General features: G+C 40.6%; 20 protein-coding genes. 3 read left to right on the top strand and 17 right to left on the bottom strand.

The window, feature by feature from the left end; genetic code table 11:
• Nucleotides 1-54: 54 nt before the first annotated feature.
• On the top strand, nt 55-756 hold the full coding sequence (locus G4407_RS01700) for a DNA alkylation repair protein (protein WP_173687529.1): 702 nt from the start codon (nt 55-57) through the stop codon (nt 754-756).
• A gap of 121 nt (nt 757-877) precedes the next feature.
• Here G4407_RS01700 and G4407_RS01705 read toward each other — a convergent pair whose 3' ends face one another.
• The 5 genes from G4407_RS01705 to G4407_RS01725 all read right to left on the bottom strand — a co-directional run bounded on the left by G4407_RS01705 (nt 878) and on the right by G4407_RS01725 (nt 6,385).
• Nucleotides 878-1,954, bottom strand: coding sequence for a tyrosine-type recombinase/integrase (locus G4407_RS01705; RefSeq protein WP_173687530.1), 1,077 nt, complete (start codon nt 1,952-1,954; stop codon nt 878-880).
• Nucleotides 1,955-2,159: 205 nt separating this feature from the next.
• Complete coding sequence (locus G4407_RS01710; RefSeq protein WP_173687610.1) at nt 2,160-3,146, bottom strand: Gfo/Idh/MocA family protein; 987 nt, start codon at nt 3,144-3,146, stop codon at nt 2,160-2,162.
• A 103-nt stretch (nt 3,147-3,249) separates the two neighbouring features.
• On the bottom strand, nt 3,250-4,620 hold the full coding sequence (locus G4407_RS01715) for a sodium-dependent transporter (RefSeq protein ID WP_173687531.1): 1,371 nt from the start codon (nt 4,618-4,620) through the stop codon (nt 3,250-3,252).
• Nucleotides 4,621-4,739: 119 nt separating this feature from the next.
• Nucleotides 4,740-5,699, bottom strand: coding sequence for an aldo/keto reductase (locus G4407_RS01720; RefSeq protein WP_173687532.1), 960 nt, complete (start codon nt 5,697-5,699; stop codon nt 4,740-4,742).
• Nucleotides 5,700-5,959: 260 nt separating this feature from the next.
• On the bottom strand, nt 5,960-6,385 hold the full coding sequence (locus G4407_RS01725) for a LysM peptidoglycan-binding domain-containing protein (RefSeq protein ID WP_173687533.1): 426 nt from the start codon (nt 6,383-6,385) through the stop codon (nt 5,960-5,962).
• 236 nt (nt 6,386-6,621) lie between these two features.
• Between G4407_RS01725 and lexA the strand changes: the two genes are divergently transcribed.
• Nucleotides 6,622-7,242 carry a transcriptional repressor LexA gene (gene lexA, locus G4407_RS01730; protein ID WP_117834762.1) on the top strand — a complete coding sequence of 207 codons (621 nt, stop codon included), beginning with the start codon at nt 6,622-6,624 and terminating at the stop codon, nt 7,240-7,242.
• Nucleotides 7,243-7,420: 178 nt separating this feature from the next.
• Here lexA and pepV read toward each other — a convergent pair whose 3' ends face one another.
• The 10 genes from pepV to mnmL form a co-directional block, all read right to left on the bottom strand.
• Nucleotides 7,421-8,788, bottom strand: coding sequence for a dipeptidase PepV (gene pepV / locus G4407_RS01735; protein ID WP_173687534.1), 1,368 nt, complete (start codon nt 8,786-8,788; stop codon nt 7,421-7,423).
• A gap of 78 nt (nt 8,789-8,866) precedes the next feature.
• Nucleotides 8,867-9,316 (bottom strand): D-aminoacyl-tRNA deacylase, encoded by a 450-nt coding sequence (gene dtd / locus G4407_RS01740; RefSeq protein ID WP_173687535.1) that lies wholly within the window; start codon nt 9,314-9,316, stop codon nt 8,867-8,869.
• A 139-nt stretch (nt 9,317-9,455) separates the two neighbouring features.
• Nucleotides 9,456-10,091 (bottom strand): cytidylate kinase-like family protein, encoded by a 636-nt coding sequence (locus G4407_RS01745; protein WP_173687536.1) that lies wholly within the window; start codon nt 10,089-10,091, stop codon nt 9,456-9,458.
• Nucleotides 10,092-10,174: 83 nt separating this feature from the next.
• Nucleotides 10,175-11,092 carry an RluA family pseudouridine synthase gene (locus G4407_RS01750; protein WP_173687537.1) on the bottom strand — a complete coding sequence of 306 codons (918 nt, stop codon included), beginning with the start codon at nt 11,090-11,092 and terminating at the stop codon, nt 10,175-10,177.
• Nucleotides 11,082-11,609 (bottom strand): signal peptidase II, encoded by a 528-nt coding sequence (gene lspA, locus G4407_RS01755; protein WP_173687538.1) that lies wholly within the window; start codon nt 11,607-11,609, stop codon nt 11,082-11,084. The genes G4407_RS01750 and lspA overlap by 11 nt, the downstream gene beginning before the upstream one ends.
• Nucleotides 11,610-11,634: 25 nt before the next feature.
• Nucleotides 11,635-12,411, bottom strand: a complete 777-nt coding sequence (locus G4407_RS01760) for a YlmH/Sll1252 family protein (protein ID WP_173687539.1) — start codon at nt 12,409-12,411, stop codon at nt 11,635-11,637.
• A 17-nt stretch (nt 12,412-12,428) separates the two neighbouring features.
• Nucleotides 12,429-12,974 carry a cell division protein SepF gene (locus G4407_RS01765; protein ID WP_173687540.1) on the bottom strand — a complete coding sequence of 182 codons (546 nt, stop codon included), beginning with the start codon at nt 12,972-12,974 and terminating at the stop codon, nt 12,429-12,431.
• Between the two features lie 28 nt (nt 12,975-13,002).
• Nucleotides 13,003-13,701 carry a YggS family pyridoxal phosphate-dependent enzyme gene (locus tag G4407_RS01770; RefSeq protein WP_173687541.1) on the bottom strand — a complete coding sequence of 233 codons (699 nt, stop codon included), beginning with the start codon at nt 13,699-13,701 and terminating at the stop codon, nt 13,003-13,005.
• Nucleotides 13,702-13,718: 17 nt separating this feature from the next.
• Entirely contained in the window at nt 13,719-15,134 is a 1,416-nt protein-coding gene (locus tag G4407_RS01775) for an HlyD family efflux transporter periplasmic adaptor subunit (RefSeq protein ID WP_173687542.1), read from the bottom strand.
• 17 nt (nt 15,135-15,151) lie between these two features.
• Complete coding sequence (mnmL, locus tag G4407_RS01780; RefSeq protein ID WP_173687543.1) at nt 15,152-16,096, bottom strand: tRNA modification radical SAM protein MnmL/YtqA; 945 nt, start codon at nt 16,094-16,096, stop codon at nt 15,152-15,154.
• An 80-nt stretch (nt 16,097-16,176) separates the two neighbouring features.
• Here mnmL and G4407_RS01785 point away from each other — a divergent pair, with 80 nt between their 5' ends.
• On the top strand, nt 16,177-16,383 hold the full coding sequence (locus G4407_RS01785; protein WP_022221010.1) for a DUF378 domain-containing protein: 207 nt from the start codon (nt 16,177-16,179) through the stop codon (nt 16,381-16,383).
• A 122-nt stretch (nt 16,384-16,505) separates the two neighbouring features.
• Here the strand turns inward: G4407_RS01785 and G4407_RS01790 are convergent, their stop codons facing one another.
• On the bottom strand, nt 16,506-17,492 hold the full coding sequence (locus tag G4407_RS01790; protein ID WP_330585914.1) for a D-alanyl-D-alanine carboxypeptidase family protein: 987 nt from the start codon (nt 17,490-17,492) through the stop codon (nt 16,506-16,508).
• Nucleotides 17,476-17,871, bottom strand: coding sequence for a methylglyoxal synthase (locus G4407_RS01795; RefSeq protein WP_008370250.1), 396 nt, complete (start codon nt 17,869-17,871; stop codon nt 17,476-17,478). The genes G4407_RS01790 and G4407_RS01795 overlap by 17 nt, the downstream gene beginning before the upstream one ends.
• Nucleotides 17,872-17,883 lie beyond the last annotated feature (12 nt).

A 17,883-nucleotide genomic window follows, 5' to 3' on the forward strand; every position in this document is an offset into this window, starting at 1 on the left:
CGGATTTTTGCTATACTGAATGACATATTTAACAATATCCAGGAGAAATGACAAATGAACAGAAGAGAAGTAATAGAAAAAGTGCAGGCAGAACTTTTTGAAATGCAGGATCTTACTTACCGTGATTTTCATGCAAAGCTGATGCCAACCATTGATAAAGAAACAGTCATCGGTGTACGGACTCCGATGTTACGTGCCTATGCGAAAAAGTTTGGAAAAACGGCTGATGCGGTTACCTTTCTTGAAGTGCTTCCACACAAGTATTACGAAGAAAACAACCTGCACGGACTGCTAATTGAACAGATCAAAGATTATCCAGCCTGTATTGCCGCGATAGAACGTTTTCTCCCTTATGTGGACAACTGGGCAACCTGCGATATGATCGCACTTCGTACAATGAAAAAGCATCTGGATGTATTTATCCAGGAAGTCTACAGCTGGATGGCATCGGATCACCCTTATATCGTCCGTTTTGGAATTGGAATGCTGATGCGGTATTATCTGGACGAACAGTTTAAACCAGAATATCCGGAAAAAGTAGCCGAAATCAAATCAGACGAGTATTATGTCAATATGATGCGCGCCTGGTATTTTGCGACCGCACTTGCCAAACAGTATGATCAGATTCTGCCTTATCTGGAAGAGAAAAAGCTGGACACCTGGACACATAATAAGACCATTCAGAAAGCGGTTGAAAGCTACCGGATCGCACCGGAGCAGAAGTGTTATCTGAGAACATTAAGGATAAAGAAATAATAAAATTCCATCACCATTTCATCTATGTGATTGATATGATGATGGAATTTTATTATTCACCAATTTATCATTTATAAAAATTTAACCATATTAGGATATTATTTAACCGTACCTTGACAATTTACGGTTCCCGCAATTTTACCACATTTGCAGCACTGCGCCGCCTTTCTTCATCAATTGCAGCGTAGTGCTTTTTCGTTGTATTGACATCTTTGTGCCCCAGGACATCCGCTACCAGATAAATATCCCCCGTTTCCTTATAAAGGGCAGTACCATAGGTACTTCTGAGCTTATGTGGCGTGATTCTTTTATTTGTAATCTGACAGGCATACTTTTTGACCATATTTTCAACCGCCTGTACACCGATCCGGCGTCTTTGGGTTGATAAAAACAGAGCATTTTCATATCCGGCGAGGGGCGTTACCGCTTTACGGTATGTCTCCAGATAATTGCGAAGTGCTTTTTCCACCTCTTCACCAAAATAAACAACCATCTGGCTTCCGCCTTTTCGTGTCACCATAATCCCATTATTGTTAAAATCCACATCCGACAGGTCCAGTCCAACTAACTCTGATACTCGAATACCTGTTCCCAGCAGGAGAGTAATGATCGCAATATCGCGTTCTTTCGTCTTATTATAATAGGAGAGTGCCTGTCCTGTTAATTTGGATCCACAGGATTCCACATAATCTAAAAGCTTTGCGACCTCATCCGTATCCAAACGTATGATCGCCTTATCATGTAACTTTGGCATATCTACAAATAAAGTCGGATTTTTCTGAATAATCTGTCTTTTAAAGAAATAATTATAAAAGCTGCGTAAGGCAGACATTTTGCGAAATAATCCACGTTCAGAATTCGTGACCTGTTTGGTTTCTTTGGTATGAACGTCCGTGGTATCATAAACCTTCAGATATTCCAGATATTCCTCTATATCAACAGGCTGAATAGCTTCCAGATCCTGTACCTGAAAGTCCTTCAGTGAGTGATGTTTATAAACAGGATTTTCTTCAATTAAGAACTGAAAGAACAAACGGATGTCATATGCATAAGATATTCGCGTCTTTGGTGATGTGGTTGGTTCAATGGCACGAAAATAATCACGTGCAAAGTCCGGCATGGTATTTAGAACACCACGAAGACGAATGGTATTATCAATATAAGTTTCTTCCTGATATGTTTTTGTATCAGATGGCATGATCGTAAGAACCTCCTAAATTCCATAAATTTCCCCGATATAGGTATGATTATAGCATGGTTTCAGAAGATTTGTCTATATCTTTTTGAAAAATCGGTATTTGTCGTATAGATTGGTTATTCAAAATACTGCTGTCCCAAGACAACTTTTTGCCAGAGACAGCTGATATTTCTTATTTAGTGATTTAAACAGCTAATTATAATTACTAGCACGGTCTGTTTCCTTTTTCAAATGGATATTCAATCCCCCAGTCTTTTCTAAGTCCATCCATCTGTTCCATGATACGAATACTTTCTTCATGCGGCATTTCTATACATTCAAGTTTTCCTTCACGGATAGCCTTCATAGAAGCGCGTACTTCATATTCAAAACCTGTGATCTGTTCAGGCATTGTAATCTCTCTTACAAATTCCCGATCTGGTGTATATACTTTTACCGCTGTAATATCATTGATATTTTCCGCAATCAGATATCCCTTGGTGCCATATATCATACCATATTGTTCAGTGCCTGTTAGTGCACTGCTTTGTATAGAAGCCATCGATCCATTTTTATATTTCAGAATGATAGAATTCTGTGCATCCACTCCACTGTCAAATTTTACGCAGGAAGAAATTGTTTCTTCAACATCATCTCCTAAAACCATACTTGCAAAATTCAGCGGATAAATACCTACATCTAATAGTGCTCCTCCTGCAAGTTCCGGATTGATCAGACGTTCTTTTGTTCGCATATCGTACCCAAGATTTGCTGAAATTCCCTTTAATTCTCCAATTTCTCCGCTTGCAATAATATCATCGATTATTTTACGGGATGGAAGGTATCTTGTCCAAATTGCTTCCGTAATAAAGACTTCTTTTTCCTTTGCAAGAGCAAATACTTCTTTTGCTCCGGCAGCATTTACAGTAAATGGTTTTTCACAAAGTACCGGTTTCCCGTGAGTGATACAAAGTTTGGCATGCTCTATATGAAATGGATGTGGGGTTGCAATATAAATCAGCTCTACTTCCGGATCATTTACCAGCTCTTCGTATGAGCCATATGCCTTTTCAAATCCCCATTCTTTAGCAAATTTCTGTGCTCTGTCAAGATTTCTTGCAGCAATGGCATATGCCACTGCATCGTCCATACCGTTCAGTGTTTTCGCCATATTTGCCGCGATTCGACCAGCGCCAATAATTCCAACTTTCATCTGTTCCATATTTCACATTCCTCCAAACGCATATTGTTTAAATTTTATTCTTTACTTTTGTTTATCCGTTTTTTCATTTTTAATTTCTATCCATACTTTTATTCTACATAGAAATCCATCCAAACGCATTCGCCACGGAACTGATCAAAATGATCAGAACAAAAATCGGACACAGATATTTGATCATAACAACAAAAATTTTCTTTCTCCGGAATGTACTTTCTCCATGCATAACCTCTTCTTCTATCCTCTTTATCCCAACAACCCTCGCTACTAAAAGGCATGTCATAAGTGCTGCAACCGGCATCATTACTGAATTAGTCAGGAAATCAAAGAAATCCAGAAACTGCATACCAATAATTTTTACAAATGCAAGTGGTCCATATCCAAGTGAAGACAAACTTCCAAGTGCTATCATAATCACGCCAACAAGCACAGTGGATTTTTTCCGGCTCCAGCCGATTTCGTCCTCAAATGTAGATACAGCGCTTTCTGTCAATGCAATTGAACTGGTCAGCGCTGCAAAAAGGACAAGCAAAAAGAATACAATTCCAATTAACGTTCCAAACCCCATATTTTCAAAGACTTTTGGAATCGTAATAAACATCAGCGCCGGTCCTGCCTGCAAAGTATCTGGATTTCCACCTGAAAATGCAAACACAGCTGGAATGATCATAAGTCCTGCCATAATTGCAATTGCTGTATCGAATACTTCTACATTTCTTGTTGAGTCTTCGATTGAAATCTCGCTCTTCATATAAGAACCAAATGTGATTAGAATTCCCATAGCGATCGACAAGGAATAAAACATCTGTCCCATAGCAGCTACCACAGACATCCATGAGAAATTCTTTGGATTTGGCACCAGGAAATACTTCACGCCTTCCATTGCACCTGGTCGTGTTACTGAATAGATGGTAATGATCAGCGAAAGCACGATCAAAATTGGCATCATAAACTTTGAAACACGCTCAATTCCATTTCGGACACCTGCATAAATAATAATCAATGTAATCAGACAGAATATGATAAAACAGATTTCTGTAGAAAATCCATTTGAAATAAACTCTGAAAAATATCCATCTTGAGCCAGACTACTGCTGTTTCCTTTTACATATTCCCAAAGGTACTTGATAACCCATCCTCCAATTACAGAATAATATGGTACAATCAGAACCGGAATAATCGCATTAATCCATCCACCAAAAGAAATCCATTTTGACTTTCCGAAAGATTTGAACGCACCTACCGGACTTTTTCTTGTCATACGGCCAATTGCTGATTCGGCTACTATCATCGTGTATCCAAAGGTAAGGGCTAGCAGAATATAGATAAGTAAGAAAATTCCTCCACCATATTTCGCCGCAAGATAAGGAAACCTCCAGATATTTCCAAGACCTACAGAAGCCCCTGCTGCTGACAGTACATATCCTAATTTACCGGAAAATGTACTCCTTTTTTTATGATTATCCATAACAAAATCTCCTTTTTTATTCTAAAATTAAATACACTCGTTTGATTTTATCATGATAATCCTTTAAAGTCACTAGTAAAATCAAGTATAACCTTAAAAATATAAAAATAAGTTTTGTCTTATAATTTATCCATACATTCCGTGTATTCTTTTAAAGCCTGTTCCAGTAACTGAATCTCATCACTGTTCAGTTTCCATTCAAATACTTTACAGTTTTCTTCAATCTTATCACGGCTCTGCGCTCCAATAATACAGGAAGAAATAAAAGGCTTCTGCAAAGCCCAGTTCAATGCAATCTGTGTCAATGGAACATTTCGCTCCATACTAATCTGATCCATCGTTCTTAAAAGAATCATTATTTTTGAGAACAATGGATCTTTAAAATATGGGTAAAACCGATTTCGATTGTCATTCACCCCATATTCTTTGAGCTGCCTGTACTTTCCGGTTAAAATACCGCCTCCAAGTGTTCCATAAGTCATAACTCCTATTCTTTGCGCATAGGCCCACTGAATCAGTTGTTCCCCCTTACGATCCACCATAGAATACTGTGGCTGATATACTTCAATGTCACAATATTTTTCTGCTTCTTCAATCTGTTCTTTTGTAAAATTCGATACTCCGATATGCAAAATTTTACCTTGCTTTTTCAGTGTGTTAAGTGCATCCATTGTTTCTTCCATTGGAACATTCGGATCCGGCCAATGAACCAGATATACATCAATATAATCTGTCTTCAGATTATGGAGTGATTCTTCGCATTCCCGCATGATCTTATCTGCTGCCCCACAGCGTATATACTTTCCATCAATAAATTCATTTCCACACTTCGTAGACAGGATTACTTCTTTTCTTACACCAAGTTTATGCAAAACCTGTCCAATATACTGTTCTGCCCTTCCACCATTATAAGCAGGCGCTGTATCAATAAAATTAATTCCACAATCCACTGCTGCTTTAATCGCATCCATTCGGCTTTCGTCGGAATAAGTATCCCATCCGACACCTCCGATTCCCCATGTACCAAGGCACATCCTGGATACATGAAGCCGGGTCTTTCCCAATTCTGTATACTCCATTTTCTTGTTCGCCTCCGTTATTACTCTATTTTTTGATTATACCACTTTCTGATTGTGAAACAAATCTCTGTCTCCTGTTTTATCGTAAAAATTTTTACCATAAAATAAAAAAGTCCGGAAAGACTAAGACGGGGTGAGCGATGGGATCTTGGTTAGAGACCTAAAAATGTCCTAGTCTTTTAGACTTTTATAAAAAATAAGAGTGTATATAATGTGCTGTCAGACAGATTTTCGCTGCTGCCTGACAGCACAGGTCGTCTTTAATAAACAGCTTCCTCACCATAATAGGAAACAACCAGATAATCCCCTTCCTGAAGATTATTTCTGTCTTTCATGCTTAAATGATTCGCCTCTGCCAGTTCATCCATATATTCATAAACAGAATCTTCCGATCCCATGTACTGCTGTGCAATGCTCCAAAGTGAATCCCCTTTTTCAATCTGAACACTTTTATAATACCGCTCTTCAGAAGGAACAGAAGTCTCTGTCCCACTGTCATGAGCACTCGAAAAGAAACTTCCAAAACCAAAGCTCATAGACATGATCAAAACAACTGCTGCTATTCCAGTCACAAAACGTCTAAAAAAACCGGTTCTGCGGAACTTTGCATAGTGACAGTATTTCCGTCTCTTCTCTCCGGCATGATATCGATCCATAGGTATGTCTGTTCTTTTCTCTGATCTCATGATAAAATCCTCCCTTTTCTTCTTCAACTTTCGCGTACTATTTATCGAAAGTATGTTCCCGAACAGTTGTTCTGCTATTAATATACAACAAGAACATATGTTTGTCAATACACAATCGAACATATTTTCTAAACATTTGTTTGCTATTTCCTATTTGGTATGGTATGATAATTTTAATAGTGTGAATACTTATATGAATGGATATAAATATAACTACAGACACAGGAGGTTCTTTTATGAGTAAAGGTAATATTAGCAAGAAACAGGAAGAGATACTTGAATATATCAAATCCCAGATTCTGGAACGCGGTTTCCCACCGGCTGTCCGTGAGATTTGTGATGCTGTGAATCTGAAGTCAACTTCTTCTGTACATTCTCATCTCGAAACTCTTGAGAAGAATGGATACATACACCGCGATCCTACCAAACCGCGCGCAATTGAAATTCTCGATGACTCTTTTAATCTAACCAGACGCGAGATGGTACAGATTCCGATCGTTGGGCGTGTTGCCGCCGGAGAACCAATCCTGGCAGAGGAAAATATTGAAGACTATTATCCGGTACCTACCGAGTATATTTCTTCGAACAAGGAACTTTTTATGCTGAAGGTTCAGGGTGAAAGTATGGTAAATGCAGGTATTCTGGATGGTGATTATGTTGTTGTAGAAAAGCAGCCAACTGCGGAGAATGGAGATATGGTTGTTGCCCTGATTGAAGATGGCGCAACAGTCAAGACCTTTTACAGAGAAGAAGGTGTCATCCGTCTCCAGCCGGAGAATGATGCAATGGAACCTTTTATTCTGGAGGATGTCACAATTTTAGGAAAAGTTGTAGCTGTTATGCGTTTCTTCCGTTAATACGAAGTTCTGTTTTACAGCTGGTATTGCCACACGTTATGGTTCCCCTTTTTTTACAAAGTAATCTATAGCACAACAGGTGATAAACTGCAGATTTCTTTATCCAAAAGATAATATGCGGTTCATCACCTGTTTTTATATTGACATTTTTATTTTCTATATGTCTTTCTCTTAGTATTTATTTTTTTGCAAGTTCATACATCGCTGCTGCTGTAATCTGCAGTGCACGGAGAAGCCTTTCTACTTCTACATGTTCATCCGGCTGATGGATCACGTCTGCTTCTCCTGGAAATACTGGTCCAAATGCTACCATATTCGGGAATTTCTTTGCATAAGTTCCACCACCGATTGCAAGCGGCTCCAGATGCTCGCCGGTCTCCTCCTCATATACATGAACAAGCTTTGTCACCAGTTCAGAGTCCTTTGGTACATAAAGAATTTTGTGGTTATTTTTCCGAAGAACGTCAAATGTATAGCTGTTGATATGATTGACCAGTGTATCATCGACAACTTTCTGATCTGCATTTTTCGGATAACGGACATCTAATGTAAAATAGGTCTTTTCTCCGTCATAATGGACGATACCAAGGTTTACGGTCGTCTCACCGGTTTCTTCATCCACATAATGTACACCAAGTGATTCTCCGTTTGTCTCTGTTCCAATCTCTTTCAGCAGAAATTCCATCAGTTGCTGGAATTCTCCACCAAATTCATTCTCTTTGACAGCATTCAGGAGCAGGATCGCTGCATTCACTCCAAGATGAGGTGTGCTTCCATGTGCACTTCTTCCTACCGCTTCAACAATTGTTTTCCCATCTTCATGTGTCACAGTAATACCTTCTGATTCTGTAACTTTAATATCGCCTTTTACAACCAGTTTACATGTCGGAATCACAACATTATCAGCAATTCCACCCCCAAAATATTCTACTTCGATATGTCCCTTGTCATAAACCTTTGAACCGCCCTTGATGCCAGTCGTTCCTTTTTCACAGAAAATAACCGGGAAATCTGCATCCGGAGTAAATCCGATCGTCGGCATCTCATATCCGTTCTCTACGTAATACGCCGCACATGAAGAGCCACATTCCTCATCAGATCCAAAAATAACACGGATTCTGCGGTCAATTGGAAGATTCAGGTCACGGATCGCCTTCAATGCATAAATCGATCCAATGATCGGTCCCTTATCATCCAGACATCCTCTTCCCCAAAGGATTCCATCGTGGATCTCGGCACCATAGGCAGGATAAGTCCAGCCGGTATCACCAGCCGGTACAACGTCTACATGGCCGAGAACGCCTACCATCTCTTTTCCTTCTCCATATTCTACCCAGCCGATACGATTGTCTGCCTGCCCAACCTTGAAGCCAAGTTTGCGGCCAAGTTCAAGGGCATCTTCCAGAGCAGCCTTCGGTCCAGGACCATATGGCGCGTCTGGCTGTGCCTCACCACGCACGCTTTCAATTCTCATGTTCTGTTGGATTCCAGCAAGAATTTCATCCTTCATCTCCATAATCCTGCTGTTTAATGCTTCATAACTCATTATTACATTCCCCACTTTCTTGTGTATTCCATCTGTATTCTATTATACACGATACATCTTTAGAAACCAAATAATATTTTAACAAATCTGTTCCGAATCCAGCACGATCGTAAATGGACCGTCATTCAAAAGAGATACCTTCATATCCGCACCAAAGTTTCCTCTTTCCACAACCGGGATCACTTTCTTACATTCTTCAATAATATATTCATACAGTTCATTTGCCATATCCGGTGCACCTGCCTCAATAAAACTTGGGCGGAATCCTTTTTTACAGTTTGCGTATAAGGTAAACTGGGAAATAAGAAGAAGTTCTCCATCCACATCCTTCAGGGCAAGATTGGTCTTTCCGTTCTCATCTTCAAAAATGCGGAGTCCTGTCAGCTTCTTTACCATTTTGTCTGCAATCTCCCTGGTATCATCCTGTGCCACTCCGATCAGCACCATAAATCCTTTTCCAATCTTTCCGATCACTTCTCCTTCTACCGCAACCTCGGCATGTGCTACTCTCTGAATTACAAATTTCATGTTTCCTTGTCTCCTCTTCTTTTTATTTGACACTATAATGCCTGTGTTCCGAAAATATCAGAACATAAGTATTCTGCTACAGGCCTAAAAAACGGGGGATTTTTATTTCCCCCGTTTTATAACATTATAATCGCTGTTCTTACTCTTCCATGCTTTCCTTTAATTCAAGAAGGTCTTTGATAGCTTTCACACATCCGTCAACACCAAACTTGGAACTGTTCATACAAATATCATAACTTTCGGCATCGCCCCATTTTTTGTTGGTATAATAATTGTAATAGCTTGCCCTGCGTTTATCTGTCTTATGTATCAGATCTTTTGCCTTGTTATCTGGCAGTTCATTCAGCTTCGCTACATTTTTGATCCTGTCTTCCAGATCTGCATGAATGAATACACTTAGTACATCATCCCGCTCTTCCAGTGCATAGTCCGCACATCTTCCTACCAGTACACACGGTCCTTCCTCCGCAATCTTTTTGATCGCATCAAACTGTGCAAGGAAAATCTTGTGATTTAGTGGCATTTCATTGACAGAACCGGATGCAAATCCCATAGAATATGTATCCATTACCAATGAATATAGAAAACTGTTCGTCGGTTTTTCATCATGTGTCTCAAAAAGCTCTTTGCATATCTTACTGTCCTTTGCTGCCCGTGACAACAACTCTTTATCATAAAACTTAATTCCCAGTTCATCTGCCAGGCGTTTTCCAATTTCGTGTCCTCCGCTTCCAAACTGACGACCTATCGTTATAATTGTATGTGTTTTACTCATAAACGTCACGCTCCTTTACAGGTCATTACTCCTTGATTGTTCTATACATATTATATAACAATTCCAGGTAAATGTATAGATTTCTATGACATTCTGCGTAGTTTTTTCAATAAATTTTCAAAATATTCTGGAAGTGGGGCATCAAATTCCATATATTCTCCGGTTCTCGGATGGATAATTCCAAGAATTTTCGCATGAAGTGTCTGCCCCTGTAGTGTCCACGGACATTTTGCAGGACCATATACACAGTCTCCAAGCAATGGATGATGGATACTTGCCATATGCACACGGATCTGATGTGTACGACCGGTTTCAAGCTCACAGGCAATATAAGTATAATCGCCAAACCGCTCCAGTACCCGGTAGTGTGTCACCGCATCTCTGCCGTTTTTTTCATTGATACTCATTTTCTTCCGGTCAATCGGATGGCGTCCGACCGGCGCATTCACAGTGCCGGAGTCTTCCTTGATATTGCCATGTACAATTGCATGATAAACCCGCTTAATGCTGTGTTCTTTTAACTGCTCTGCAAGGATCTGGTGTGCGGTATCATTTTTACATACCAGAAGAGAACCGGTAGTATCCATATCGATCCGGTGTACGATTCCCGGACGCATTACACCGTTGATTCCTGAAAGCTGGTCTTTGCAATGATACATGATCGCATTGACCAGAGTTCCGGTATAATGACCTGCTGCCGGGTGCACTACCATCCCTTTCGGCTTATTAACCACCAGGATATCTTCATCTTCATAGAGAATATCCAGTGGTATATTTTCCGGCAGGATATCCGGTTCCGTCAAATCCGGTATCGTAATCCGGATCTGATCTCCCTTTGCAACCTTATAGTTAGATTTGATTACCGCAGAATTCACCTTTACATTTTTTTCTTTTATCAGTTTCTGAATATAAGAACGGGAAAGCTCCGGCACTTTCTCTGTGAGAAATTTGTCGATTCTCTCCCCTGCATTTTCTTCACTCTGAAATTCTTTAATCTGCATGCTTCTGCTCCTGTCTGCGCGAATAAATAGAAAAATCTTCATCTTTATAATAAAAGAAGATCAGCAGAACCAGAACGATAAACGTCACAGTCACATAAACATCCGCCACGTTGAAAATCGGGAAATCAATCAGTGAAAAATAAAAAAAGTCCACCACATATCCTCTGATCAGACGGTCAATAAAATTTCCGATTGCTCCGGCTGTCAGAACGATCATACAGATTCTGAGTGGCAGATATCTTTTTTCTACCGGAGTTCTGCCATAAAACCAGCTCACAACAACAAGGATCACAACGGTCATGATGACAAAAAACCATCGCTGGTTCTGAAAAATCCCAAATGCGGCTCCTCTGTTTTCAAGATAATGCAATTCAAAAACATTATTCCACAACACAAATGCGGACTGATCCTTCAAATGTGCAATTGCCAGAAGCTTTGTATACTGATCCAGAAGCACCAGGATTACGACTCCAAGTGCTGCAAAAATATACTGTTTTAAACCTGGTCTGTTCTTCATATGCTCTCCTTTACTGCTAATGCCATTAGGTATACTTTCGGATTGTAACATAATAACGTCCCTTTTTTGTCTCAGAAAGAACTCCTTCGTACTGAAAACGTCCCATCTGCCTTACGGATATGATATCGTTGTCCTTTACATGATATCCATTACTGGTAATCAGCTTTCCGTTTACATATACACGCCCAGCCTCAATCAATGCAGTTAGTTTACTTCTGGACGAAGAAAAAGCCAGCGAAAGAAGGGAATCCAGGCGTACTGACGCAACAGTCCCCTTAATCTCTTCGTACTTTGGCTCCCATTTAAAATCTGCATTTTCTACTTCTACGGCACGGACAGTTGTATGACGCACCCTGGTCAGTTCTTTTGCAAGAAACTCCGTCAGTTCCTGATGTACAAAAACATAAGCTTCCTTATCGTGAATCAGAATATCTCCCGTCTTTGCCCGTGTGATCCCAAGGTTCAGAAGTGCACCCAGATAATCTCTGTGTGATAATTCCTCAGCAAATTTCGGCTGCAGCGGACTAATTTTCAGAATGCGGATCGGATATGTACTGTGGATACTATCCTCGTCCATATACATATAAAAAGCATCAGGTAGAAATGCTGCCATCTGACGCTCTGACGGATCATACCCGCCAAAGGTCCTGTATGGAACAGGGAACGAATCCTTCGGCGTAGTATGTAATATATTCAGTTCATTCAGGTTCAGGAAATCGGAATACATAATGATTCCTCTCTGATAAGCAATGTTAGACAGCTCAATCAGACGCTTGCGAAGTAAAGTCTCTTCTTTTTCCATACCCTGTCTTCTTTCTTCTAGTAACGGTTCTGGATCGGTACATCGAACGAAGTATTCAGAAGATCCTGCATATCGCCGGAAATATCAACATTTGCCGGTGTTACCAGGAAAATATAACTTGAAATCTTCTGAAGATTACCATCAATTGCAAAAGCAGATCCTGATGTGAAATCAATAATTCTCTGCGCAATCTCAAGATCCATACCTTCCAGATTCAAAATAACAGTTCTTCCTGCAAGAAGAGTCTCTGTGATCTCGCGTGTATCATCCATTGCGTTTGGTTTGATTACGCAAACTTCCATTGCAGGGGCATTTCTGCGTGTGGAAGGCTGGCGCATCGGGGTAACTTTATTTGAACGACCTGATTTTTTAAGCTGATAGTCTTCCTCTTCTTCTTCGTAAGCAGCCGGTTTGTCTTTCTTTCCAAAAATATTCTTTTTTGGCTTCTCATCCTCATATGACTCATCTTCAAAATCGTCATCATCATCGTAGAAATCATCATCATACTCATCATCATCGCCGTTTAATTTCATAACGTCTAAAAACTTATCTAATACTCCCATTTTTCTTATACACTCCTATCTGTAGTATCTAAATCTGATGAGCATAATTTCGCTCGCCAAAAATTGCTGTCCCTATTCGAACCATGGTGGCTCCCTCTTCTATAGCAACTTCAAAATCATTGGTCATCCCCATTGAAAGAATACTCATGTTAACATTATCAACTTTTTCCTTTGCAATGTCAACAGATAATTTTCGTAAGTTTGCAAAATGTATACGATTTTCTTCCGGGTTTTCTACAAACGGAGCAATTGTCATCAATCCTTGTACTTTTATATTCTGAAATCTGACAATTTCATGAATAAAATCCATAACTTCCTCTGGCATCAGGCCGAATTTTGTATCTTCTTTTGCCATGTTTACTTCGAGAAGCACATTTGCAACAATACCTTTTTTTGCTGCTTCTTTATCAATTGTTTCCGCAAGACGGATAGAATCAACGGAATGGATCAGCTCTGCCTTATCGATGATATATTTTACTTTGTTGCGCTGCAGATGACCAATCATCTGCCAGTGAATATCCTTCGGCATTACGTCATATTTTTCATCCAGTTCCTGTACTTTATTTTCACCAAAATAACGGCAGCCGTAAGCATACGCTTCTTCCAGCATTTCTACCGGTTTGGTCTTGCTGACAGCAATCAGTGTTACATCCTCCCGCTTCCTGCCGGAGCGCTCGCATGCAGCGCATACACGTGCTTCCACATCTTTTAAGTTTTCTGTGATCATTTCTTTCACTCCATTTCTTATTGACTTACTATCTGATTATCCCGAACAGAATCTCCGTTCAGGGCAATATGATCATAATTGGAAAGACTGTAGCTGTTTCCTTCTGCAATAATATAGTATTCATCACCCTCGCTCAGGATCTGAACCTGCCTGAATACAGCATAGCCTTTATTGACATTATAAACTCCTTTGATGCTTTCGGTTTTCACAAGATCCATCGTATCGGAAGATTCCGGCAGCAAAAGAGTATCTCCTTTTTTCAGATTCTCTGTATCCAGATATGCAATACCCGATTCCGTATCCTCGTTAATGATCGTCACCGGAATAAATTCCGTTGTCGTCTTTCCTTTTTTGGTCGTCTGCCTGTAGACACCTTCGTTCTGAGAAGCTCCGCCACTCGTAATATAATCTACCGGAACAGCATAACAGTCTTTCTCCGTTACCGAGGTTTTCGGAATCTTAAGCCCGGACTCGTCTTCCAGGATCAGTTCAATATTCACAAACCGTTCATCTGCATACCGGATCATGGAGTCCTTAAAAGTAATATTAGCGTAAACATCATTTTTCTTTTCCGTAAGCCGCATGGTTCCCCACTGGCTCTTATTATCCTTCAGGAATTTTACCTCAACAGAAAGGGAATCTTCCCCGTTCATTTTTTTCTGGAAGGTTTCTGCCAGATCAGAGGTCAGGCGTATCGTTACCGTCCACTCTTCATCTGTGACCAGACGGTATACCGGCTGCCCTGCATCAATCTTTTGGTTGCCCGAAAGCTCTGTGACACTATAATTTGCCTTATCAAACATCTCATCCGTGATATTATCTGTCGTCAGATTTTCATAGCCATCTACCGAAAGCTCAACGATTCCGTCATCCTGGCTTTGAAATGCATCTACATTTCCGGACTGCAGAATAGAATTCAGCTGTGCAACCCTGCTCTGTGTTGTATTGTTCTGTAAGATCGCTGTTACTTCACTTTTCAGATTTGATGCCGTCTTAAACTCCTCCGGCGAATAGGATTCATTAAATCCCTGTGCCTTCAGCAGAATACTGTTCCATTCATCTGCATTCAAGGAAACTTCTTCATTGCTGTCCTGATCCGTCTGTGTCTCGAGCTTGGAAGACGTAATTGTGTAAATATTGGTTCCAAGTGCAACCTTTTGTGCATCGTCTACAAAATAATTGACATATCCGCTTTTTTCAGCATTTACCACCGTTTCTTTTCTGAGAATCATTCCGGTAAGATTTCTGTCTTTTAAGATGCTTCCTTCCCGTACCTCATATACACTCACTCTGTCTTTTGTAAAATAGATCAGAACGGTAAAAACAAGATATACAAAAATAATTCCAAACAGAATCGTACCAATATTTAAATGTCCTTTTCGTTTATACTTCTGGAGGCTGACAACCTCCGTATTCTTCTTTTTCCCAGCCAAAAATCAAGCCTCCAAATCTATTCGGATTTTAACAGGCGCAGTGCCGCACCATTCAGATAATCACAGCACCTGCCCTGATACCTGCCTTCCTCTTCCATCTTCTGCAGCAGTTCATCCCTCAGCCTCCACCAGCTGCATCCCCAGTTACAGAACACCGCATCTTTCTCAGGAATTCTTGAAAACATTCGTTCTACTGCCACGGTTTCCGGAATCTGTTCAAGAAACGTAATCACTCTTTCAAAGTATTCTTCCTTTGAACATACCGTTATTTTACCATTTTCATACCAATCACACAACCGTGTATTTCTGGCAATATAAAGCGAGTGCAGTTTCACAATATCCACGCCGAGCGCAGTAAGGATTCTTGCAGTCTCTTTTGCATCCGCTGCCGTATCTCCCGGAAGATTAAGAATCACATGGGTACAGATTGAAATAGCGGTATAGCTTTTGATCCGCAGTACTGCATCAATAAATTCAGCGAGACCATGTCCCCTGTCGATCATCTGCAGTGTATGATAATTTGCCGTCTGTAGTCCAAGTTCTACATTCATCTGAATTCCGGTCATCGCGCGGATATCTCTCATAATATCAAGATACTCAGCCGAAACACAATCCGGTCTTGTAGAAACAGATATCTCCACGACACCCGGAATTCTGGTAGCCTCCATCAGATAACTGCGAAATCTGTCCGGAGGAAGAAAAGTATTGGTATAATTCTGAAAATATGCAATATATTTGTTGGCATGGTATTTTCTCGTGATCATCTGTCTGGTCCGTGTCAGCTGTTCTGTGACAGGAACCACAGCCGCCATTGCCTCAAATCCGGTTCCTGCACCGGCACAGAATGCACATCCATCTCCGTCAAGACGGTTCGGACATGTGACCGGAAGATTCACCGGAAGCTTGTATACTTTTTCACCATATTTGTTTTTCAGGTAATCCGAATATTTATAATATAACATATTTTTCCTCTCATTTATGAATAATCACATAATTTTAACACATACTAACCGCATAGAATCGTATAAGGAGGATGTTTTACATGAAATGGTTTGATAATACAGCACTCACAGTCGTGATCATCGGTGCTGTGAACTGGCTTCTGATCGGTATATTCCGTCTGGACCTTATTGCCTGGCTTTTTGGAAATATGTCATGGCTCTCACGTATCGTCTACACGATCGTCGGACTGTGCGGTCTCTACCTGATCAGTCTTTTTGGCAGGATCGGATCCATGTCTGAATCTTAATATGCCCAGGTAATGTACCCGATATCATCCCGGTGTATTTTTTACATGCCTGAAAAAAGAAAGGGGCTCCCCAGACAAGAGATGCCCCTTTTTGTGTATACGATAAGATCCACACACCACATTTACTGCTGACCAGACGGGATTGCCTCGATCAGTGATGTCATATCCTCATACAGAACCGGTTTTTCTGAGGCTCCCATTACAATCGATATGTATGGATTGTCACTGGAATCTTTTTCCATCAGAATCAGACAATATCCTGCTTCATCCGTCGTCCCGGTCTTCCCTCCTACAATCGTAACATTCTCCGGCACATCCACCTCTCCCTGTGCATAGAGATTGGTCGGTGTAAACATCGCCTCCTGGCTGTTACCGTCCACATCTGTATAATGTGCGGTATATGCTTCACTCTGTATAATATTTACAAAATCTTCATGCTTTATGCACTCATTAAATATCAGATAAAGGTCATACGCTGTTGTATAATGATTGTCATCATGCAGTCCGTGCGGATTCATAAAATGAGTCCCGTTCGCCATCAATTCCTGGGCTCTGCGGTTCATCATATTAACAAACGCATCTTCTGATCCACCTACATATTCCGCGATCGCAGTTGCTGCATCATTTCCAGAATACAAAAGAAGCGCTCCCAAAAGATCCCTGAGCGTCCAGACTTCTCCTTTCACAAGTCCGCACACCTGTGCATCCGCCGAAAAGCTGGATGCATCTGCGTTTCCACTAATCGTCACCTGGGCATCCAGATCTGCATTCTCTATAGCGAGAAGTGCCGTCATGATCTTGGTTGTACTGGCAGGATACAGTCGTTCATGCGCTTTATAAGAATATAATACACGTTCTCCTGTAAGATCAAATAATGCGGCACTGTGCAATTCTGTATCTTCTGTATAACCCTCTAACGCCACATCATTCTGTGCTACACACAGATCCTCTGCATAAAGCTTTCCCTGATATAAATTCTGATTATAATTTTTAAGTTCATATGCTGTCACAGGCGTTGCTCCTTTACCTCCGATGCAACCACCTGTAAACAGACTTACCGATACCACACATACCAGTGCGGCACTTTTTGCTCTACTTATACATCTCACGCCAATCCAAGTCTCCTCTGTCTAATGCAAGTATAATGATTTCTGCCGTTGCAAGATTGGTAGCCATCGGGATGTTGTGCATGTCACAAAGACGAATGACATCATTTACATCCGGTTCATGTGGCTTTGGATTCTGTGGATCCCGAAGAAAGATCAGAGCATCAATTCCATTCTGTGCAATCTGCGCACCGAGCTGTTGTTTGCCGCCCAGCGGTCCCGCAAGATATTTGTGAATAGAAAGATTAGTAACTTCTTCGATCAGCCGGCCGGTTGTACCGGTCGCATACAACTCATGCTTGCTCAAAATCCCACGATATGCAATACAGAAATTCTGCATCAGTGTTTTCTTAGAGTCATGCGCAATAAGTCCGATATTCATTTTCTCAGCTCC

The organism is Allocoprococcus comes, assembly GCF_013300725.1.
Classification (GTDB): Bacteria; Bacillota; Clostridia; order Lachnospirales; family Lachnospiraceae; genus Allocoprococcus; species Allocoprococcus comes_A.